This window comes from Lacrimispora sp., assembly GCF_032078915.1.
In the GTDB taxonomy this organism is placed as follows: domain Bacteria; phylum Bacillota; class Clostridia; order Lachnospirales; family Lachnospiraceae; genus Lacrimispora.
Window position 1 is genome coordinate 13,396 of the sequence record NZ_DAMAUN010000062.1, and the last position, 22,662, is coordinate 36,057.

Sequence of the window (22,662 nt, forward strand, 5' to 3'; positions counted from 1 at the left end):
ATCGAGTGGTGATAAAATCAGATATTGTACGAAGGACAGCAACCTTTTCACAAGCGAGATGGTCCAGAGATTCCCTAGATCGAGAAGTCCTATTTTTTGGTGTATCTCGAACTCTGCCCGCTGTTGAACGAAGAGATTTATCTAAATTTACCAACAAAAATGTAATTTATGACGATTCTAAAATTAGTGCTTTGTCTGAACATGCTTCAGCTTGCATTTCAAGAATTCTTGGAAAGGATGTGAGTCGATATAGAGTAGTGATGAATCATGACAACGGTGATGTAACACTTTTCACAGGTGAAACCAATATAGGAGAAATATTTTCAGAATTTCATTTTGGTGCAGGTGAATCTAGCGTAATCAAAATGGTAAATGCGATTGAAATAGCGCAATCGAACGCCTTAATTTTAATTGAAGAAATAGAAAACGGGCTTCATCCGATTGCCGCAATAAGATTGATAGAATACCTCATTAATGCGGCCGAAGAGAAATCCATACAGGTAATTTTTACAACACATTCAGAACATGTGGTCTCATGCTTACCTCCTGAGGCCATCTGGGCGGCTCTTGATGGGAAACTTCAGCAGGGAAAACTGGATATCATGTCTCTTCGCATGCTAACGGGTGATGTTGGTGAAAAACTTGCAATTTTTGTTGAAGATGAATTTGCAAAGAGCTGGGTTTATAGCATACTACGTACAAATAGTAAGATTGCCATTGATGCAATTCAGATATATGTCATGGGAGGAGATGGTACAGCCGTAACTGTCCATCGCAATAGGCAAAAGGATCCCGTCACGAAAATCCCCTCTATATGTATTATTGATGGAGATTCTCGACAATTAGAATGTCTTGATAATGGCATTTTTAGATTACCGGGTGAAGCTCCTGAGCAATACATATTTGATTCCGTTAACGAAAAAATAGACGCATTAATTGCAATATTGACAGTACGCCTCTCCCAAAAAGTTGAGAGTCAAAATCAAGTTAAGAATTGTATCGAGGAGTTATCAATTTCGAATATGGACCATCATCTACTGTTTGTGCAATTAGGAGCGAAACTAGGATTCTTGAGCGAAAGTGTTGTTTTAGAAGCGTATCTTTCAACTTGGTGTGAAGCAAACCCTCAGAAAGTAGAAGAGTTACTATCAAGTATCTGGAAGCACTTGCCATTGTTGTAGTAATTATACTAATCTTGCACGAAAGCTAAATATTTAATGTAACAATTTTCTATTACATTTATTTAAAATAATTTACATTAATTAGTGGATAGTATTTTGTTTGAGCGTTATTGTTTCTGTAACATAATTTTTAGTGGATAGGTTAAGGGCAAGCATTGTTCCTGCGAAGCCCTTGATAGCTTTCCTTTTAAATGTTGAAATATGGGGATAGAGTACGGGATAGAGTACAGAAGAGCCACTCTCAAACCTCCTGTGTTTACGATATTTTTTGTATATAGATAGGGTTCGAGTCCCGTCTCGCGCTCTTTTAATTAGGTAGCTGGAACCTTGATTTTACAAGGGTTTCCAGCTGCTTTTTGTTTTAAAGGCATTGTTTTAATTTCCTATTTCTTCCTCCGCAGCTTTTAACCGTGGTAGGATAAGGAGTAATCAAAAAAATCCTGAAGCAGCAGCCTGCATTTATTTGACAAAGAAAACAAAATGATATAGAGTTAGATACAACTAACACACTACATATGGAGAATAAATGGAAGAATATTTTGGAATTTTAAGAAAATCTGATATATTTCAATTGGCCGATGATGAGACTATAAAACGTGTCCTCTATTGCTTAGAGGGGCATATCAGGCTCTATGGCAAGGGTGAAATAATATATCATTATGGAGATATGATATCGAATGCTGGTATCGTTCTAGAAGGAAAGGTGGAACTTATTGTTCCTGGTACAATAGGAGATGATTCAAGTATAAAGGTGGCTATCCCTTCGGATTCTTTTGGATGTTCACATTCATGTATAACGGACCAGCCTTCACTTGTGACTGTCATTGCAAGTAAAAAAACAAAAATTCTATTTTTAAAAATGTCAAAGCTTTTTAGCCAGGAAGCTATAAAATGTAGATTTGCATCGTTTGTAACAGCTAATTTGTTGAGGCAGACAGCGTTTGCAAATCTTGAACAGAATAGAAGGATCCATATTATGAGTAGGCGTTCTATACGAGACAAAATTTGGACCTTGTTAAACTATACTCCTCTTGAAGGGGATAGATGCTTGATCAATATGAATAGACAGGAAATGGCAGACTATCTTGGTGTTGAGAGAAGTGCATTATCAAGAGAGCTCAGCAGAATGAAAAAAGAGGGCTTTATAGATTATAGAAAAAATGTATTCATAATAAATAAATATCAATAAAAGGATTACTTTCGTTGCAGTTGCAATGGAAATAATCCTTTTTTTAATATAAACTTATATATGAGTTAGTCATAACTAACAGGATAAGGAGGATATTATGAAATTAAAATTTAAAACAAGTTCACTTTTATTAGCATCAATGTTGTTATTAACTGCATGTGTTTCAAATAATAATAAAGATACGGCTGCCTCATCAGTGGTAGAAACCACATCTGAAGAAGCAATAACGGCTGCTGAGGAAGATGAAACAGATTCCAAAGCAGATAGCGGGCTATCAGGTACTCATATGGTAGTAGACCATGCTGGAAATCGTGTTGAAGTTCCAGATAAGATAGAACGTATTGTAATAGACCAGATTCCAATCTTGTCTACATACATGGCATATTTTGAAGGTTCAGCGCCGCATATTGTTGGGTATAGTGGTTCTTTTAAGGAAACTATATCAGAGACAGCATTAAAGAACATTGCGCCTGAGCTGCTTGAATCATCAGATACAGTATATGCACAATCAGACCTGAATATAGAGGAGATCATAAAGCTCAAACCAGATGTGATTTTTTATAATGCGAATAATAAAGAGCATGCACAAATATTAGCTTCAAGTGGAATTCCATCCATAGGATTTGCCACAGTAGGCGCAGATTCCCCAGCAGATCCAATAGAAAGGTATAAGCAGTGGCTGATACTTCTTGAGGAAGTGTTTGGAGAGAAGGGCAAGATGAATGGCCTTATTGAAGCAGGTGATAAAATCATTGAAGATGTGGAAACCAGAATAGAAAATATACCAGAGGATAAGCGCCCAAGTACAATGATTTTATTTAAGCTGATAGATGGCGTTCCTCAAGTTGCTGGTAAAGGTGTATTTGGTGATTATTGGCTGCAGCACCTTAGAGTTAAAAATGTTGCAGAGGAGGCAATGGGGTTTGCACAGGTTAGCTTTGAGCAAATATATGAATGGAATCCCCAGGTATTATTTTTAAATGGTCCGGGTCTGCTAAAACTAAACAGGCAGGATGTTATAGATAATAAAGTTGAGGGTATAGATTTTTCAACAATACAGGCAGTAAAAGATAAGCGTGTATATAACACAACACTAGGTATGTGGAACTGGTTCACCCCTAATCCCGATGCACCTCTTGTATTAGCCTGGCTTGCATATAATACTTATCCGGAAGAATTTGCTGACTACCCTCTGGAAACAGTAATACGTGATTATTACCAGAACTTTTATGGGTACGAAATTACGGATGATGAAATGAAGGGAATGCTCCAATTGCGATGAAAAATACAGTTTGGATCAGGCATAACAAATTCACAATTGCTGCAAAACTGACAATGATACTATTACCAATTGCTACTGCAATAATATGCTTGTGTATAGGAAGAATGAATCTTTCTATTATAGAGGTTATGAACACTTTATTTGATGCAGCAAAGGGGAATAGAGAAAGCCAGAACTATTCCATTGTTATAAATTTAAGAGCACCAAGAATAATAATGGCAATCATTGTCGGAGCTGGTCTTACATGTGCGGGAAATGCCTTCCAGTCACTTTTTTCTAACCCGCTTGCAACACCAGATGTACTAGGCGTTACAAGTGGAACCTGTGTGGGCGCAATCATTGCCATTATTATGTCCATGGGCATCATGGAGACTCAGTTGCTTGCATTAGCTTTTGGACTTTTTGCTGTGTGGATTACCATGGTACTGGCAAGAGATAGAAATGGGCAGTCGGTAGTATTTCTAGTACTAGCTGGAGTAATCATATCGGCATTGTTTAATGCAGTAGGTTCTTTATTGAAATATACTGCCGATCCTTTAGATAAACTTCCAGCGATAACATATTGGCTTATGGGAAGCTTTACAAGTGCATCCTATAAAAAAATCATGGTAGGCTCGCCACTGATACTTACAGGCATTGCAGTTATATATCTGATGAGATGGAAATTAAATATATTATCACTCAGCAGTGATGAGGCAAGAGCGAGCGGAATGGATTTAAAGAAAACGCGCTTAGTTTTTGTACTGGCGGCTACTATAATAACAGCTTCATGTGTTTCAATGTGTGGACAGGTTGGGTGGATAGGACTTCTGATACCGCACTGTTCAAGAATGCTTGTAGGAAGTAACAATCGTTATGTGGTTCCTGTAGGAATCAGCATTGGCGCTAGTTTTATGATTATCATTGATACGTTTTCAAGAAGCATTAGTGTCATAGAACTTCCACTGTCCATTCTTACCGCAATTATTGGAGCACCGGTATTTATATCATTGCTAAAAAGAAATAGGGGGAGCTTACATTGATACTTGAAATACAAAATGGAAGTTTCAGCTATCCAGGCCAACAAAAGATATTAAAGAATATTAACTTTAAATTAAATAAGGGCAGGATTTTATCCGTGCTTGGCCCTAATGGAGTAGGGAAAACAACACTTTTAAAATGTATGGTTGGGCTTTTAGACTGGGTGGATGGTAAAAGCTTTTTATATGGAGAGGATATAAAAAGCATAAATTCAAAAAAACTGTGGTCAAAGGTTTCCTATATCCCTCAGTCTCATGCATTTGCATTTTCAATTACAGGTCTTGAGATGGTTGTTCTTGGACGTAGTGCACATCTTGGAGTCTTTGAACAACCAGGTATCAAAGATATAGAGATGGCGGAAGAAATAATGAAGCAAATAGGGATAGAGAGGCTGGCAAATAAAGACTGTAACCATATGAGCGGGGGAGAACTGCAAATGGTGCTTATAGCAAAAGCGCTTATAAACAGGCCTGATCTCATTATTCTTGATGAACCAGAAACAGGTCTTGATTTCCATAATCAGATACTGGTGCTGAGTCTGATTGAGCGTATGGCGCATGAAGAAGGAATATGTGCTGTTATGAATACACATTATCCTACAAATGCAATTTCTGTTTCTGATGAAGCGCTCATGCTAAATAGTACTGGCGAGTATGTATATGGACAAACTCAGGATATCCTTAATGAAGAGAATATTTCAAAAGCATTTAATGTGAATGTTGCAGTGAATCAATTTCAATATAGCGATCGTATTGTAAAGAGCATTGTTCCAATTTCAATTACGAACGATAGAGGAGGCAGTTTATGAATGATTTAAGTATAGCACTGGAAATGATACATAAAAACTATGAAAAATATAAGGATCCTATTCCAATCATAAAAGAATTTGTAATGGGATACAGATGGTTCATGGTATCTGACACCAATGACAGATTATCCATGTCGCTACGAGTGGGACAGGAAAAAGATTTTAGTGAATATGAGAAAATACTAAAATCCTTAATTGGCAGACCGGCAGACGATTGTGTTTATGACCTTATTAAGCGGTCTGATCCCGAACTTAGAACAATAGCAGCCTGTTTATGCAATCTCTTAAGCAAGCCATTTAACACAGCAGACAGACTTAAAGATAGAGGAATTATCCGAACAGAAGGGCGTATATTTGACTATGATGTAAAAGATAAAAAGGTTGGAATCATAGGTTATGGTCTATATAATGAGGTTTTTCTTGGAAAGTGTAAGGAATTTCATGCTTTTGATTTTCGAGACCCCAAGGGAATTTTGAATTATAGAATTGGAAATGAGACAAAAGTATATCCAGAAAACATCTATTGGCATCTTGGAGATAATGCTCTTGAACATAAAGATGTACTTGGAAGTCTGGATATAGTAATAATGACTGGTTGTACAATCGTAAATAATACCTATAAAGATATTCTCAAAGCATGTAAAAATACAAAAATCAGAGGGATTTATGGTCCAAGCGCTGAATTATGTCCGGAATATCTGTTTGATCTCGGATATAATTATATATTTAGTGCTTCAGTAAGGGATAAGGAAGCATATTATAAGTCTACGTTTGCAGCGATTCCAGAAGGAATGGATTTATCTTATATGGATTGTTATGAGCTTGGGCGTATCTGAAAAATCATAGGAGGCAGTATTTTGCAAACAGGGGTATATTCAATTTCAAAAAAGCATGTGCCAAAATCAGGCATGACAATATCAACAAATGCGAAACTAGGGAAAAAGTCTATTGTACACCATTTTTCACTGGGTAGTGGCACTGATATAAGTTCAGAAGCTTATGATAATCCTGTAATCTATATTGGAGCCTGCGGAACAGGTTTATTTGATATTGGTACAGATGGTAGTTGTAAGCTGCAGATGAATTCACAAAATATAATTTTTTTACATGAGGGAACATTGTGTGGAGTTAATTCCGTAGGAGAAAAGGGACTCATATACACAGAAATACAATTTGAAAAGGGGAGTAAAATGAACGAAATTTTAAAAGCCAATGAGGTATTTGATTTAAAGAATCTTATAGACTATGAGGAGGGGAGCATTGCTAATATTGACCTTGCATCTGGCGAAGGTATGAAGTTTATGATTCTATCGTTTGATGATGGCTGTATGCTTTCTGAACACAGAGCTCCTGGGGATGCATTATTTTTTGCACTGGAAGGAAAGGCAACGATTACCTATGAAGGGAAAAGTTATCATATAAGAGAGGGTGAAAACTTCCGTTTTGAAAATAATGGACTTCATAGTGTTAAGGCAGAAGGAAAATTTAAAATGGCACTTTTACTTACTTTAGAATAAGGGGAAAAACCTTGTCCAGCTATTTCTATTTAAATAAGATTTTTTGATCAGCTTCAAGCTGTCAAGAGCAAGCGCTGTTTCTACGGAATCCTTGGCAGCTTTCCTTATAGAAGTTAAAATATAGGGTAGAGTAAAGGGTAGAGTACAGAAGGGGTTCTCTCAAACCTCCTATATTTACTATGCTTTTGGAATGATGATAGGATTCGAGTTCCGTCCCGCGCTCTTAAGAGAATAGAAATTTATAAAGAGTTCCAGGTCATGGAGCTCTTTTTTGTTTACATAAATAAAAACGCTTAAAGTTTTTGGATAACTAGAGTTTACCAGGAGATAGACCTTTCGAGGTTGACATAATTATTGATCAATTCTTTCTGCATTTCTGTATCTGATTGAGTATAAAACTGAATCAGAATTTTCGGGCCATTTCCCATAACGGAAGATCTTAAAGCTGTGTTTGGAAAGCGCCGTATGTCATTGGTGGAGAAGCTGTTTTTGTATGATACTTTTTCGGATGTGAAGGTTCTTGTCTGGTGCGGTGGGGCGATGGTAACATGGAGTCAGGAGGGATTGTAATGGACATCAGAGAAAAATTCGAAAATCCGGGCTGCGAGGAAAGAGGAACGCCGTTCTGGGCGTGGAATTGCGCGGTTGATCCGGAAACCATGGTACAGCAGATACCGTATTTTAAAGAGATGGGGATGGGGGGATTTCTGATACACAGCAGGACCGGACTGGATACCCCTTACCTTGGAGAACTGTTTATGGAGACGGTCCGTGCCTGCGTAGAGAAAGCGGAACAGGAGGGGTTAAGCGTTCATTTATATGATGAGGACCGGTGGCCTTCCGGTTTTGCCGGCGGCTATGTGACGAAGAAACCAGAGTACAGGGCGCGCTGCCTCGTTTTTTCTAAGTGGCCATCCGGCGGGATGCCGGGAGAGATATCGTACAGGAGAAATGGCAGGCTGGATATCCGCCCCCACGGAAACGGCCGCCTGCTCTGCTGTTTTCACATAGAGCTGGAGGAGGGCTATTTAAAAGAATGCAGGGCGGTTGATGGCTGGGCAGAGGGCGACGATATCTGGTATCTTCATGAGGAAGTCATGGAGCCTGATCCCTGGTTCAATAATCAAACCTATATGGATACCATTAATCCGGAGGCGGTGAAAGCATTTCTGGAATCCACGTATGAGGCATATAAGGAAGCGCTCGGTGATAAATTCGGAACTGCGGTCCCGTCAATCTTTACGGATGAACCCCAGTTTATCCATAAACATTTCTTTCATGAGGACGATGGCGTAAAGTGGATGGTTCTGCCGTATACCGAAACACTGGAAGTGAAATTTAGAGAGACGTATCATACCTGCTTTTTGAAGCGGATACCGGAACTGGCATGGGATAAGAGAGATCAGCAGGATTTCACTGTCCGATATGGATATCACCGGCTTTTACTGGAACAATTTGCGGCAACCTACTGTGACGCGCTGGGAGAGTGGTGCGGGAGAAATGGAATCAGTCTTATGGGACATATGAAAGGGGAGGGAACCCTTGCTTTGCAGGCGGGATCTCTGGGAGAGGCGATGAGGAACTACCGCAATTTTCAGATACCGGGGATGGATATCCTGTGCGACAAGCGGGAGTATTCTACCGCGAAGCAGGTGCAGAGTGCGGCAAGGCAGATGGGAAGAAATCAGGCAGCAGGAGAAATGTATGGAGTGACCGGGTGGGACTTTGATTTTCGGGGCCATAAGCTTCAGGGGGATTGGCAGGCGGCTCTTGGGATTCTGCACCGCGTACCCCACCTGGCCTGGGCCTCCATGGAGGGAGAAGCAAAACGCGATTTTCCCGCCTCTATCTTCTATCAGTCTCCCTGGTATCGGGAGTATGCTCTGCTGGAAACGTATTTTGCCAGAATTTCAACGGTAATGAAAATGGGTAAGCCGATCGTGCGCCTTGGCGTTCTACATCCGATCGAAAGCTTTTGGCTGTTCTATGGAGCGGAAAAAGGTGCCTCTGCTGAATTGGATAAAATGGAGGACGAGTTTCAGAATGTGATCCGATGGCTTTTATTCGGGAACATAGATTTTGATTTTATCAGTGAATCACTTTTAGAGGTTCAGGAGTCAGGGGGCGGAGATGGCTGCCTGAGAGTAGGTGCCATGAGATATGAGGCGATTCTGGTACCCGGTCTGGCGGAGCTGCGGGGTCATACCGTAGCTGTGCTGGAGAAATTCCGGGAGTCCGGAGGCCGCCTTATTTTTGCGGGGAGGATTCCGGAATATGTGGATGGAAGAAAGGACGGCAGGGTGGGCCGGCTGGCCGGCAAGGCCCTGAGGATTCCGCTTAAAAGAACAGCTGTGCTGAATGCCCTTGAAGAGGTCAGGGATGTGGAAATTACTGATGGGGATGGCAGGGAAAATGACCGGTACATCTATCAGATAAGAGAGACGAAGGAGGAGAGGTTTTTATTCCTGGCAAATGGTCTGCCTCCTGGGGAATGGAGCGGGGGTGGGGCGCTGCCGGTTCATATTTTTGTCAAGGGAAGATATCTCGTGGAACGCTGGAATCCTCTTGACGGATCTGTGGAAAACCTTGATACAGACTGCAAAGAGAGAAAGGGGATAGTGGGGACCCATATCCTATGCCTGATGCATGAGCATGACAGCCTGCTTTTCCGTTTAAAACCGGCTTCAGACAGAGCATGTGCAGATCCGGGAGCGGTTTGGCAGAAGAACGATTTCCGGGCTGATGACCCTCCCGGCATCCACGAGGAACTCATTCCGGATCTGATATCGGTCTCTCTGCACGAGCCCAACGTTCTGCTGATGGATCAGGCGGAATTTCGTATGGATTTCGGTGAAATTGAGGAGAGGGAGGAGGTACTGCGGCTTGAAAATGTTCTGCGGAGCAGACTGGGGTTTCCGCTGAAGGGCGAAAGCTTTGCACAGCCATGGACCAGACAGGAAAAGGAGCCGGTGCGCCATTGGGTGGAGCTGATCTATTCCGTATATTCTGAGACCTCACGGCCTGAGATCACCCTTGCCGTGGAAAAGCCCGGCGAAAAAGAACTCTGGTGGAATGATGAGGAGATAAAACAAGTGGATAAAGGCTGTTACGTAGATAACGCCATCAGAAAAATCCCCCTGGGAGGTCTGAAATCCGGCTTAAACCGGCTTTTGATCCGTATGCCGTTTACAGGAAAGAGTGATCTGGAAGGGTGTTACCTGCTGGGAGATTTTGGGGTAAGGCTCGATGGAGCCTGCGCCGTATTGACGGACAGAGCCAATAAGGCTGCATTCGGGGATATCACAAAGCAGGGAATGCCGTTTTACGGCGGGAATCTGGAATATCATCTGGAAGTGACGGGCGATGGGAGCTGTTATATCCTGGAGCTCTCGGATTTTCGAGCCCCTCTTTTGTCCGTGGAAGTGGATGGAAAAAAAGCGGGAGTGATAGCATTTGCGCCATACCGCCTAAGACTGGGAGAATTATCGGGAAAGCATGAAATCTCCATAATTTCCTATGGAAATCGTCATAATACATTTGGAGCTCTGCATAACTGCAAGAAAGGGGAGAAATGGTTCGGCCCTTCCGCCTGGAGAACGGAAGGGGATGAGTTTACTTATAAGTACATGGTCCGGGAAGCGGGAGTGCTTAGAGCGCCTGTTCTGCGGAGAGTTCCGCAGACTCGGAATTAAAGTCGCCGGTCCGCTCGTTTTCAACGACCAGGATCTGGGAGTCAGGCTGTAAAATGCGGGCGTGCCAGGTGCCTTTGCGGATGTTGTACAGCTTTAGTGGCTCCATTTCAACTGTCTGAATGGCGGAGATCTTCTCCCCGGTCCCACCGGTATAGATCGTGCAGCCTCCCTTTAAAAGAACAAAAACCTCGTCGGTTTCTAAATGGCGCGACAGGCTGGTGACATGCTCCCCGGCCTGTTCGTTGCCGCGGGAGGCCAGGGCCACACGCCACGATTCAAACCGTATCATAGTCTGAAAACCATTTCCGCTGTGCTCATAGATATCTAATCCGTTCACGTCTGAATAATTCATGAAAAATTCCTCCTATATTATATTGTCTGGTGATTTACGGAGTTAAGTATAGAAGCCCGGGAAGAGAAAGTCAATCATCGCAGAATAGATGATACTTTTTTGAAAGTGTCTAAACAGTCATGATACCTTTTTAAATTCACGGGTTATTGTACCCCTAAAACTCAGATGCTACAATATAGCTGTAAAAAGCAGTACAAGTAAAAAAGAGAGGGAGATTACTATGAGAAAACAAGTAAAGATGGCGGTGGCCATGATGGCGGCGGCAACGGTGGCCGGAAGCCTTGCAGGCTGTTCCGGGGGAAAGGCGGAAACGGCTCCTGTGGAGACGCTGAAAGAGGCGGCATCGTCCTCAGAACAGCAGGAAGGAAATTCAAAAACGGCGGAAGGGGAAGCCGTTACATTGAGGATGTCCTGGTGGGGAGGAGATTCCAGACATGAAAGAATCCTGGCGGTGATTGATGCGTTCCAGAAGGAAAATCCGGGTATTGTTATCGAACCGGAGTATTCCGCATTTGCAGATTACCGGGATAAATTTACCATGCAGCTGACTTCCGGGGCGGCAGCGGATATTCTTGCTGTAGACCAGCCATGGGTATCCAGTATTATGGCGCAGGGGGATTTCTTTGTTGATTTGAGTTCCTATAAGGAACTGGGGCTCGATAATATGGATTCCTATATTATTGACAACTTCTGTAAGTCCGGTGATGGTACATACTTTGTGCCGGCCGGTGTCAACGGCATGGGGTCCCTGGTAGATGAAGAGAAGCTTTCCCAGTATGGCTTTGACATCACCAATGAAACGTTTACCTGGAATGATTTGATCGCATTGGGAGAAAAAGTGCATGCTGCGGATGAGAACCAGTATCTTTTGTGCGTAGACAGCAAACAGGCTTCCCTGTACTATGCAAGAGCTTACCTTCGCCAGCTTACCGGAAAGCAGTTTATCAATGACGACGGTACGGTAGGGGTGACAAAGGAAGAGCTGGCTGAGGCCCTGGGACTGGTCAATACATTATTTGAAAAGGGAATCATCCAGCCGATCGAGGAGAGCGGCATTTATGAAAACTCTATGACGCAGAATCCGTCGTGGATCAACCGTCAGATGTTTATGATCCTGGGCCGTACTTCCTCCATGACGGACATGTCAGCACGCCGTGCGGATGGGTCCGGCAATTACACGACTACGGGCTATGTGTTTCCCCAGCTGGAAAATGCAAAGGAAACCGGAATCGAAGTTCGTCCGACAACTCTTTACGCAATCAATGCTTCCAGCGAGCATCCGGAGGCAGCAGTGAAATTTTTAAGCTTTATGTTCAATTCAGAGGAAGGCACCGAGCTTCTCAAGGATACCTATTCTGTGCCGGCCAGCGAGAGCCTGCGCCAATACTGTGAGGAGAAACAGCTCCTCGATGAATCCTCCATGAAGAATGTTATCTATTCTCTGGAGAATTCAGGAAATGTGGTGAACGCCTGGTCCAATAACTCAGAGGTAGAAGCGATGATGACAGAAATCATGCAGAAGATTGCCTACAAGCAATTTACGGATATGAATGAGGCCGCGGATGAGGTGATAAGCAGAATCGAGCAGATCGTGAGCACTAATACAACGTCATAGACATGTGTTAACAGGTTTTCGGTGTTCCTGTCAAAAACATCGTTTTTAATTTAAGATAATCAGCCGGGTCCAGGCAATCCGGTTCTGAAAATGGAGGTCTATCAAATGATTCTAAAAAGATATAAATACGGGCGGTATACCGGCCTTTTCTACATTGCCCCATGGCTGTTTGGATTCCTGCTGTTTCAGCTGTATCCATTTATTGCGTCTCTCTGCTCTTCCTTTACGTATTACACTCTGCTAAACAAGCCTGTATTTGTAGGACTGAAGAACTATATCACGCTGTTTACCACGGATAAACAGTTCCTCTCCACCATGACGATCACCGGCTTTTACACGCTGCTGTCGGTACCGCTGAAGCTGGTCTTCGCCCTGTTTATCGCAGTTCTTCTAAATGCAAAGATTAAGGGAATCGGAATCTACCGCAGTCTGTATTATTTACCCTCGATCCTTGGAGGAAGCGTGGCTGTGTCCGTACTCTGGCGGGTCATGTTCATGAAAGACGGAATGATTAATCACTTTCTCGGAATATTCGGCATAAAAGCGTTCAACTGGCTGACAGACGCCGATCTGGCACTTATTACGCTCAGTCTTTTGCAGGTCTGGCAGTTTGGTTCCGCCATGGTTATCTTCCTTGCGGCTCTCAAGGGAATTTCCTCAGAGCTCTATGAGGCGGCTGCCATTGACGGAGGAGGAAAATGGAAGCAGTTTCTCCACATCACCCTTCCGCAGATCAGCTCCGTCATATTTTTCAACCTGATTATGCAGTCGATCCAGGCACTGCAGAATTTCACCTCGGCTTTCGTCATCACCAACGGCGGTCCCATGAAGCGGACATATATCATCGGCATGAAGCTGTATGACGACGCTTTCCGGTTTTATAAGGTGGGGTATGCCTGTGCAGAGTCATGGATTCTTTTCCTGGTAATTTTGATACTGACCCTGCTGGTATTTAAATCATCCGATGCCTGGGTCTATTACGCAGATGAAGGAGGTACGAAGTAAGATGAAGAACGTTTTAAAAACCGCTCTGTTCCGGCATCTGGTCCTGATTATCATAGGAATCGCCCTGATTTACCCGGTCATATTTATGATATTTGCTTCATTCAAGGACACCAATGAAATTTTCACATCTACAAAGCTGTTTCCTGCTGTCTGGCATTTGGAGAACTACGTTCACGGCTGGAAGAGCGGGGCGACAGGAGTCGTGACATATACAAATTTTTTCTTAAATACATTTAAGATGGTGCTTCCGGTGGTGGCGTTCACCGTTATCTCCTGTACATTGGCAGCTTACGGGTTTGCCCGTTTTGATTTCCCGTTTAAGAAGATGCTGTTTCCGGTATTGGTATCCACGCTGATGCTGCCAAATACGGTTATCATCATCCCGCGTTTTATGCTTTTTAAGAATTTAGGCTGGCTTGACAGCTATAACCCGTTTCTGGTTCCCGCGATGTTTGCCGTGTATCCGTTTTTTATCTTCATGATTATCCAGTTTCTGCGGGGAGTTCCAACATCGCTTGATGAGTCGGCCAAAATAGACGGCTGCAGTTCGCTGCAGATTCTGGTCCATATCCTGGCGCCGCTCTTAAAGCCCGCGCTGTTCTCGGCAGGGCTGTTCCAGTTCCTGTGGACCTGGAATGATTTTTACAATCAGTTTATATTTATCAATTCACCAAAAAAGTTTACGTTGTCCTTAGGACTTAGACTTTCGATCGATGCTTCCACGGAAGCAGTCAAATGGAATGAGGTCATGGCTATGTCGCTCTGCTCCATCATCCCGCTGTTTCTGCTTTTTTTCTGTGCGCAAAAGTACTTTGTGGAGGGAATCGCAACATCCGGCTTAAAGGGCTGACAGGAGGATTTTATCATGGACAGAGAGGGATTATTATTTTATTTATCAGGAGAAAATGGGAGTGTTCCGGAAAAAGCCTGTGGAAATCCGGTTCCCAATTTCTATAAAGACGTAGATATCGTCGAAGACGGGAAGATGGGAAAGGCGTTCCGGTGCCTTCCCACCCAGCTTTTTACCTACTGGGCGCCGGGAAATATGTATTCCCAGAGAGGGACGCTCTCCTTTTTCTGGCGGAGCCGGACAGAGCTGGGCCCTACGGAATTTCCGCTGTTTCGTGTATCCTTTGCAGATCACAGCAGCTGGGATGCGCTATTCCTGCGGATTGACTATAATGGACATGGGATTGACGCCTTTGTGACGGATATCAATTTAAGCAGAATCAGGGTTTCCTGTGAATTTGAGCATGAACCGGAGCCTGACCAGTGGTTTCATGTCGCATTTGCGTGGGATGAGACAGTAGGGGTCCGTCTTTATCTCGATGGGAATCTGGCTGCGAAGAAGGATCAGAGTGGAATTCTTTATGCCGGACTCGATCAGTTTGGAACACATTCCCGTATTATAAGCAATGCGCAGGTGCAGTCCAGCTATAATTACATGCGCACCGGAGATTTCGATGAGATCATGGTTTATGACCGGATGCTGGATGAGAAACAGATTGGCTGTTTAAGCAGGTGTGAGCCGGTTGGCCTTGACGGGCCGGTGATAAGAAGCTTAAAGGAAGACCGGTGGAGGGAAGAGTGGCTGGAGCGCAGCGGCTTTGGCGCGGAGACCATGCCGGCCCCGTTGGTACACAAAGCCACAGCGGTCCGCAAGGTGGAAATCCACGACGCCTGGGATCACAAGCGCTGGTGGTGGAAGGCCTGCGATGGCATCCGGGAGACTACCTGGCCCGGCGTTTACAACCGGTCGGGACTTCCGGGGCGTACGGATTATTTCGTGCTTCCGGACTGGGACTGCTACTCGGTTTCAGGAAAAGAGATTACGTTTGAGCCTGAATCTGACCGGTATTTTAACCATATTGAGATGTCAGGCTCCGCCCAGGGGCAGCTTCGGATTCATGGCCGTATGGAAGAGCAGCTTTCCGCATACAGACAATCCTGTGAAAGAAGTGTTTTGAGACTGCCTGAGCCTGTCAGAAATGTGAGCATCACCTTTACCAATGATGTGATTGAGGAGCCGATTGGCGATATCACGCTGCTGGAGGTGGAGCCGGGAGCGGCGCCTGTGGGAACGTACAGGGAGAAGTTCTGGTTTACAGAGGATGACGGAAGCGACGGCACAAAGGGATTTGATGAAATCAGGGAGTTCCTGGCAGGGCGGTTTATGGAGGATGAGAGAACGTGCCTGGCAGGGAAAATAAGAGGAGAAAGCGGCCCGGAAAAGAAAGGCGGGCCGGATCACAGCAGAGCTTCCGGACGGGGCCGTCTTCCCATCGCCCATTTCATGCTTCCCTATATACAGCGTCCTGACAGCGGGTTCGACGGCCTTCTGGTTCATCTTCCGGCTTTCCATGGGAAACCGGCTGTGGGGGAATACCTTCTCATCAACCTTCAGGTGAAAGACCCCCTGTGGATCAGCCGGAATCTTATGAGCTTTACATTTGCAGTGCTTCCGGGGAAAGAAAAGGATCTCTGGCTGGATACCAGGGATCGGATTTTGCCGGATGGAAAGGCCATGTATGTATCTGTTACCTGGTCAGATCCGGTGGAGGTCCGGGAGATTTCCGAAATCACCATGGAGATGATCTACAAGTCCGCAGAGGAAGCAAAACAGGAGCACATCCGGGACCGTTTTATTCAGGTGAAAGACAATTACTCTAATTTAGTGGAAGAAAATCCCTCAAATAAGCATTTTAACATGTTCAACCGGTTTTATGCCGACATCACGGACCTGCTTCGCGTATGCCCGGAGCATAAGCTGGCCAGAGAGTACTGGTATGATAAATTCAAAACAAATCCCCCGGAATTCCAACTCTCCGGTTGCCCTTCCGGAATTCCTTTATGGGCGTGGCGTCAGACAGAATATATGGGATATGTAAAACGCTATATCAGGTGGTGGATCGATAAGCGTCAGATCGGCAACGGGGAGTTTGGAGGAGGCCTTTCCGACGACGGTGATTTAACTGCGTGGTGGCCGGGTCCGGCACTGGCTGGCTGTATGCCGGAGAAGATTTCGGAATCACTGGCTCTGGAGATGGAGGCGTTCTACGATCAGGGAATGTTTGCCAATGGCCTCTGTGCGATCCAGACGGATCAGCTTCACACGCTGGAGGAGGGAATCCAGTGTCTGGGACAGTGTCTTACCCTGTTTCCGGCATCGCCTAAATATATAGAGAGGGCTATGGAAAATGCCCGGGGACTTCAATATGTAACCGGATATAATGAGAGAGGACACCGCCATCTGCTGCCCGGTTACTACTCCGGAACCAGGATTGCACGGGAGGCTCCATGGGATTATTCCGCCTCTGATTCGTTCCATGTATTCCATCCGACCTACATGCTGGTGCGTTACAATGGTTCCCCGGCTGCTAAGAAGCTGGTGCTTGAGATGGCGGATTCCATGATGGACCACTATCACGACGGGAGACTTCACGTCCTTGTAAATGTGACCACGGATGAGGATCAGGTTCACGAGAGGACCAGAGAATGGCCGTTATTCTACGCCGCATGGAAATTCACCGGAGATGAAAAATACCTCCGTCCCATTGCACCGGCTCTGTATGAAAGGCAGCAGGACCGCTGCGGCAGAGCGGATATTAAGGAGCTGGCGGTTACGCAATATGAAGATATTTTAAAGGCTGCTGCGCTGCGTGAGTATATCAACACCGACGGGCAGCTGTGGGTGGACCGGGGAGTCATCGATATTGCACTGATGCAGCAGGACCGCATCGGAGGCGTGGGGCATGAGAGGTTTTCTTTATATCCGCGTCACTATTTCCGCTGGAAATTCAAGCCCTCCCAGGAGACGGATGTGGCGGTCATGGTGACCTATGCCTCTGCAAGGGAGATCCGGCTTTCCGCCTGGAATTTAACAGACGAACCGGTTGCCGCGCAGATGATTATGGAAGATATTGTGCCGGGCAGATGGCGGGTGAAGACGGGAATGGGTCCTGATATGGGCGTGATGGAGCAGGAAGAAGAACTGGAAAGAAACCTGGAGTGGCTGCAGGGTATGGAAATTACATTTATGCCGGACTGCTATACGAATGTGGCGCTGGAGCTGCTGGAGAAGGATGAGGACTATTGGGAGAGGCCGGATCTGGCTATCGATCAGGAGGATGTGCTGATAAAGCCAGACTGTATCAGGGTAAAGGTCCATAACATCGGCGGGGCGGCGAGTACAGAGACAACTTTGACTCTTAAAAATGCCCACGGAGAGGTACTGCGGTATAGCCAGATTCCGCCGATTCCGGCGCCGGCTGACTTATACCCGAAAACGATGGAGATCCCCCTGTGGACCCGGGGGATACATCTGGAAGGCTGCTACATCGAGCTGGACCCGGAGCGCCGGATGAAAGAAATCACAAGAACCAACAACATCATAAAACTGTAGAAAGGATCATTTCAATATTATGAAAATCAGTTATACAACTCTGTCCGTACAGAACCTCGATGCGAGGCAGGCCGTGGAGATCGCGGTTCAATATGGCCTGGACGGAATTGAACTGAGGGGGCGCGATAAGATTCACATATCTCCCTCCTGTTCTTTCTCTTATGTGTCGGAGGTAAAAAAAATCATTGAAGCTTCCGGCCTGGGGATTCCCTGTATTACAGCATATACAAAATTCAGGCAGAGGACCGTGGAAAAGGTCCGGGCCGATGTGGACCAATTGATGGAAATGGTGTCTCTCGCTGAATATATGGGAGCCGGCTGTGTCAGGATCTTTCTCGGAGAGGTTCCGGCCGGCATGGAAAAAGACCGCTCTGACGCCGTTGCCGCAGAAGGATTGCGGTATGCCGCAGAAAAACTGGGAACATCCCCGGTAAGGCTGGCGATTGAGACTCATGACTCAGGAAAATCAGGAAAGAGTCTGGAACCGCTGTTGAAGGAAGTACCATCATCCATAGGGGTTCTGCTCGATATCATCCATCCGTGGGATGAAAGGGAATCCATAGAAGAAACCTGGAGAGCGATTGGAACGCGAATTTACCATGTCCATATAAAAGATATCAGGTGCACCGTGGAAGACGGCCGTATTTACAGCAGAATCGGGGAAGGACTTCTTCCCGTGGGCGAGACGGTGGACTGGTTAAAGAAGCATGGCTATGAAGGGTTTTATTCGCTGGAATGGGAAAAGTCCGCAGAATGGCCGCCCTTTGCCCGGGAGGCAGCCGGCGTGTCTTTTGAGGAGCAGATGGACAGCTTTATAACGTTTATGAGAGGGAGGAATTAGGATGGGAGTAATCAGAATACCATTTGATGAGGTCAGGCTGCACTTAAAGAATGTTCTCCTGGCATACGGCTGCCCGGAGGACAAGGCGGATAAGACAGCCCATGAGATGACAAGAAATTCTCTGGAGGGAGTATATACCCACGGAATCAACCGGTTTGTCAGACTGGTGAGAAATATAGAAGACGGAATCTTAAAGCCGGAGCAGAATCCGGTTATTGTAAGCGGGAGCGGGGCAATCATGCGTGTGGATGGGCAGCTGGGCCTGGGAGTTCCCAATGCCTGGTTCTGCATGGGAGAAGCCATCCGGCTGGCTGGGCAGTACGGCATCGGGCTTGTGGCCCTTAAGAATACGAATCACTGGATGCGGGCGGCCACCTACGGATATCAGGCATGCGATGCGGGTATGGCGGCGGTTTGCTTTACGAACACCATACCGAATATGCCTACCTGGGGGGCAGTGGATTCCAGAATCGGCAACAACCCCCTGGTTCTGGCATTTCCAAGGAAGGGCGGCCACTTAATTACGGATATGGCGATGTCACAGTTTTCTTACGGTGCGCTGGAACTCGCCAGGCTCCGGGGCAGGCAGATGGAGATAGATGCCGGATTTGATATGGACGGAAACCTGACAAAAGACCCTGACAGCGTGATCCGGTCCCAGCGCATCCTGCCCACCGGGTACTGGAAAGGAGCGGCGCTGTCCTTTATGCTGGATATTTTTGCGGGCGCCCTGTCAGAGGGCAACACGGTATCCGGGGTAGGAAAGCTGGAAGGAGATGAGCACGGCGTTTCTCAGGTCTTTCTTGCCATCGATTACAAGAAAATGGTGCCGGAAGAGACTGCCGCTTCCATCGTGGAACAGGCGGTATTGGATCTGCTGGCCTCTAAGAAAGCGGAGGGGACCAGGCGAATCATCTACACAGGTGAACTGGCAGAGGAATACCGTGAAGAAAACAGCAGGAACGGGATTCCGGTGGATGAACGGGTTTGGGAAGAAATTATGGCCCTTAAAGCTTAATATATATGGTGACACAGAAGCCCTCTCCGGGCCGGCTGTCCAGAGTAATATGACATTGGTCTGCAGGAAAACGAAGCTGTAAACGGCGGAATAAATTCTGCAGGCCAATGTGTTTTTCGTGGAAGCCTGAAAATTCGGAGAGGGACATCCGCAGCTCTTCCAAATGCTCCGGGCTGACGCCATTTCCGGTATCCCGTACCTGAATCGTTAAGAGCTCCTCACGGACAGCGATGAGAATGAAGATGTCCAGCTGATCCGCCTGATTGTGATTCCCATGGGTAACACAGTTTTCTATCATGGGCTGGAGAATCAGCTTCGGTACCTGTAAGCTTAACACATCCGGGGACACCTCCCAGTGAACCTCCACCTGACCGCCATACCGGTGTGACATGAGCGCCATGTAGTGTGTCGTCGCCTCTATTTCCTGGTCCATGGTGACATCCTCTTTGGGCGAAAGGAGGCTGTACTTCAGAAAAATGGATAAATCTTGAATCATCTCGTTGGCCGTGGTTGGTTTCCTGGCGTTTTTAAGGATTTCAAAATCAATCATCTGAAGCGTATTGGATAGAAAATGCGGGTTGATTTGGTACTGCAAAGCCGACAGCTCCAGGGAAAGTGCCTGAAATTTCTGCTCATTTAAAGAAGTCTTTAAAAAATCATTCTGCGTAAAGGTCTGGATCATATTAGTCAGAATGTGGCTGTATAAATCATTGCTGCGCTGCCGGATGACCGGGAGCTCCTTGTGGGAGATGGCTGCATCCATTAAGTCTAAAATAGCGTAGAGGTGGCCGGAGACATTGATGGCATAGCGGTAGGAGACAATCACAGACATCAAAACACATAAAAATACGGTCACACAGGTGATGGTGATCAGCCGGTAAATATTGGCGTAGGCAATTGAAATCGGTGTCACAGAGAGGAAATCCAGCCCGCTGTTCCTGGAGTGGGAGCGCATGATAAGATCGCTGTCCAAACGAATCAGTCCCTCCCTGTCCGGAAGCGCCTCCAGCCGGTTAATCAAATCCAGGGCATTGATGTCTGCGTTGCTGGAAAACAGAAGATTATTGCCGTCGGAAAGGATGATGGCATGTCCGTTTTCGAGGTATGAGTTGGTAAATAATCGCTTAAAATAGGAGACGACGATATTAACCGCCACTGTGTAGCCCTTTGAATTTTCCTGAATGACGGTTAAATAATCCCGGGAGGCAGAAGCAGAGAGACTGGCGGTTCTGCGGATGACCCGGTAAGCCCTGTCCCCGGAACATATGGAAAGCCAGTTCTGGTCCGGGCCGGAATCCATGTCATAGACATTGGCCTGATTCGTTAAATAGCGGCCTTTGGCATTGGGGATATAAACGTAGATGCTGTCGATGTAATCCCTGGAATTGACGATGGCATTGAGCTGCGCGGCCACCTGCTTTAGGATGACGAAATCAAGATACTTCAATTGCTCCGAACGAAGGATCTGATAAATGGAATTGGAGTTGGAGTAAGCAGGGACGGACAGCATATTCATAACCTTGTTGGAATCATTTAAGAGTAAATCCACATTTTCCTGGAGAAGGGAGAGGTTGATCTCCGCCTCGCTCTCCAGGGATTTTTTTTCGGTGGGAAGCAGGACAGAAAAGAATACAAGGGTCAAAAACAATACAGGCAGCAGCGACAGAGTCAGCATTCGTACCATATTTTCTGCAAAAAAGCGGCGGCGCATAGAGGGAGAACCTCCTTTATCAAAGTGGTTTATAGCTTTCGCAGGGATCGCGGTATCGTATGGAACCGTAATTTATCGGAATATCAACGGGCTCAGCAATTTAAATTTATCGGGGATTTACTTATTTTATAACAGCGGCTTCATCTGCGGAGATTGAGCAGATCCGGATCTGCCCCGGTATACTGCTTAAAGGCCCGGACAAAATTCTTAGGGTTGTTGTAGCCGACCTTCCAGGAAACCTCCTGAATAGATCCTCCCTCCTCCAGAAGCTGTGCCGCCTCCTTCATCCGTGCCCCTGTCAGATAATCAGAAAATGTTTTTCCAAAACAGCGGTGAAAGATAGTGGATACATAGCTTGGAGAAAGGCCGGTCAGTTCGGCGGCCCCAATTAAACTGGCAGTGCTGACATTCTCTTTCACATATTCCTGTATGTGATTGACAATCTCATTATAATAGCCTTTGTATATCTCAGCGGCGTTTTCCGTCTGGCTATCCTGCAAGCTGTCCGCTGAGACAGGAGAAGTCCCTAAGTCAGAATTTGTGATTCTGCAGAAGGTATCCGTCAGTTCCGTGTAGCTGACCGGTTTCGTCAAATAGGCTGAGGCGCCATACCGCAGGGCTGACCGGGCATATTCAAAATTGGCGAAAGCGGACAGAAGGACGATCGTGACATTGCTGTACTTCTCTTTTAAGAGACGGGTGAGCATCAGTCCATCCATGACGGGCATCTGGATATCCGCAAGTATGATATCCACCGGATTATTTTTCATATAATCCAAAACCTCCTGGCCGTTGGAGGCAAGAAAAACAACAGAGATATTAAGATCCTCCCAGGGAAAGAGGAGCTGGAGATTATTTCTGATATTCGGCTCATCATCGGCGATGACCAGATTCCAAGGCGGTTTCATATTACTGGATCACCTCATTTTTAATCTTGGTTGTTCCCTTTTTTACGATACTGCATGGGAGTCATATGGTAATAGTTATGGAAAGCACGGGAGAAATTTTTAGAGTTCGTATAGCCGACGA

Annotated in this window: 18 protein-coding genes; 14 read left to right on the forward strand and 4 right to left on the reverse strand. The window is 45.6% G+C overall.

All coding sequences use genetic code 11. The features are described 5' to 3' along the window. Nucleotides 1–8: 8 nt before the first annotated feature. From RT269_RS20750 to RT269_RS20785, 8 genes are all read left to right on the forward strand, one after another. Entirely contained in the window at nucleotides 9–1,181 is a 1,173-nt protein-coding gene (locus tag RT269_RS20750; protein WP_313185450.1) for an AAA family ATPase, read from the forward strand. Nucleotides 1,182–1,707: 526 nt separating this feature from the next. Continuing rightward, nucleotides 1,708–2,370 (forward strand): Crp/Fnr family transcriptional regulator, encoded by a 663-nt coding sequence (locus RT269_RS20755; RefSeq protein WP_313185452.1) that lies wholly within the window; start codon nucleotides 1,708–1,710, stop codon nucleotides 2,368–2,370. A gap of 97 nt (nucleotides 2,371–2,467) precedes the next feature. Continuing rightward, nucleotides 2,468–3,652, forward strand: coding sequence for an ABC transporter substrate-binding protein (locus RT269_RS20760; protein WP_313185454.1), 1,185 nt, complete (start codon nucleotides 2,468–2,470; stop codon nucleotides 3,650–3,652). Then, nucleotides 3,649–4,674, forward strand: coding sequence for a FecCD family ABC transporter permease (locus RT269_RS20765; protein ID WP_313185456.1), 1,026 nt, complete (start codon nucleotides 3,649–3,651; stop codon nucleotides 4,672–4,674). The genes RT269_RS20760 and RT269_RS20765 overlap by 4 nt, the downstream gene beginning before the upstream one ends. After that, complete coding sequence (locus RT269_RS20770; RefSeq protein ID WP_313185458.1) at nucleotides 4,671–5,480, forward strand: ABC transporter ATP-binding protein; 810 nt, start codon at nucleotides 4,671–4,673, stop codon at nucleotides 5,478–5,480. Before RT269_RS20765 ends, RT269_RS20770 begins: the two co-directional genes overlap by 4 nt. Beyond that, complete coding sequence (locus tag RT269_RS20775) at nucleotides 5,477–6,316, forward strand: Rossmann-like domain-containing protein (RefSeq protein WP_313185460.1); 840 nt, start codon at nucleotides 5,477–5,479, stop codon at nucleotides 6,314–6,316. The genes RT269_RS20770 and RT269_RS20775 overlap by 4 nt, the downstream gene beginning before the upstream one ends. A 21-nt stretch (nucleotides 6,317–6,337) precedes the next feature. Then, complete coding sequence (locus tag RT269_RS20780; protein ID WP_313185462.1) at nucleotides 6,338–6,997, forward strand: cupin domain-containing protein; 660 nt, start codon at nucleotides 6,338–6,340, stop codon at nucleotides 6,995–6,997. A 569-nt stretch (nucleotides 6,998–7,566) separates the two neighbouring features. Next, complete coding sequence (locus RT269_RS20785; RefSeq protein ID WP_313185463.1) at nucleotides 7,567–10,689, forward strand: hypothetical protein; 3,123 nt, start codon at nucleotides 7,567–7,569, stop codon at nucleotides 10,687–10,689. On the opposite strand, the gene RT269_RS20790 is transcribed toward RT269_RS20785, so the two are convergent. Further along, the gene (locus RT269_RS20790) at nucleotides 10,646–11,041 is read right to left on the reverse strand and encodes a hypothetical protein (protein WP_313185464.1); all 396 of its coding nucleotides are present in this window, start codon (nucleotides 11,039–11,041) and stop codon (nucleotides 10,646–10,648) included. The two genes, RT269_RS20785 and RT269_RS20790, sit on opposite strands and share 44 nt — an antisense overlap. 220 nt (nucleotides 11,042–11,261) lie before the next feature. Between RT269_RS20790 and RT269_RS20795 the strand changes: the two genes are divergently transcribed. The 6 genes from RT269_RS20795 (at nucleotide 11,262) to yiaK (ending at nucleotide 19,922) form a co-directional block, all read left to right on the forward strand. Beyond that, the gene (locus RT269_RS20795; RefSeq protein ID WP_313185466.1) at nucleotides 11,262–12,656 is read left to right on the forward strand and encodes an ABC transporter substrate-binding protein; all 1,395 of its coding nucleotides are present in this window, start codon (nucleotides 11,262–11,264) and stop codon (nucleotides 12,654–12,656) included. Nucleotides 12,657–12,761: 105 nt separating this feature from the next. Then, nucleotides 12,762–13,661, forward strand: a complete 900-nt coding sequence (locus RT269_RS20800) for a carbohydrate ABC transporter permease (protein WP_313185468.1) — start codon at nucleotides 12,762–12,764, stop codon at nucleotides 13,659–13,661. Further along, nucleotides 13,642–14,511: a carbohydrate ABC transporter permease gene (locus RT269_RS20805; protein WP_313185470.1), complete on the forward strand. Its 870-nt coding sequence runs from the start codon at nucleotides 13,642–13,644 to the stop codon at nucleotides 14,509–14,511. Before RT269_RS20800 ends, RT269_RS20805 begins: the two co-directional genes overlap by 20 nt. A gap of 15 nt (nucleotides 14,512–14,526) precedes the next feature. Further along, a complete protein-coding gene (locus tag RT269_RS20810; protein ID WP_313185472.1) occupies nucleotides 14,527–18,063 on the forward strand; it encodes a LamG-like jellyroll fold domain-containing protein in 3,537 nt (1,178 codons plus the stop codon). Between the two features lie 19 nt (nucleotides 18,064–18,082). Beyond that, nucleotides 18,083–18,904: a sugar phosphate isomerase/epimerase family protein gene (locus RT269_RS20815; RefSeq protein ID WP_313185474.1), complete on the forward strand. Its 822-nt coding sequence runs from the start codon at nucleotides 18,083–18,085 to the stop codon at nucleotides 18,902–18,904. A 1-nt stretch (nucleotide 18,905) separates the two neighbouring features. Next, nucleotides 18,906–19,922 carry a 3-dehydro-L-gulonate 2-dehydrogenase gene (gene yiaK, locus RT269_RS20820; RefSeq protein ID WP_313185476.1) on the forward strand — a complete coding sequence of 339 codons (1,017 nt, stop codon included), beginning with the start codon at nucleotides 18,906–18,908 and terminating at the stop codon, nucleotides 19,920–19,922. On the opposite strand, the gene RT269_RS20825 is transcribed toward yiaK, so the two are convergent. The 3 genes from RT269_RS20825 to RT269_RS30265 all read right to left on the reverse strand — a co-directional run. Continuing rightward, a complete protein-coding gene (locus tag RT269_RS20825; RefSeq protein WP_313185477.1) occupies nucleotides 19,912–21,633 on the reverse strand; it encodes a sensor histidine kinase in 1,722 nt (573 codons plus the stop codon). The two genes, yiaK and RT269_RS20825, sit on opposite strands and share 11 nt — an antisense overlap. Nucleotides 21,634–21,773: 140 nt before the next feature. After that, the gene (locus tag RT269_RS20830; RefSeq protein WP_313185479.1) at nucleotides 21,774–22,541 is read right to left on the reverse strand and encodes a response regulator transcription factor; all 768 of its coding nucleotides are present in this window, start codon (nucleotides 22,539–22,541) and stop codon (nucleotides 21,774–21,776) included. Between the two features lie 20 nt (nucleotides 22,542–22,561). Further along, the coding region (locus RT269_RS30265; protein ID WP_313185481.1) for an AraC family transcriptional regulator at nucleotides 22,562–22,662 on the reverse strand (101 nt) is incomplete at its 5' end.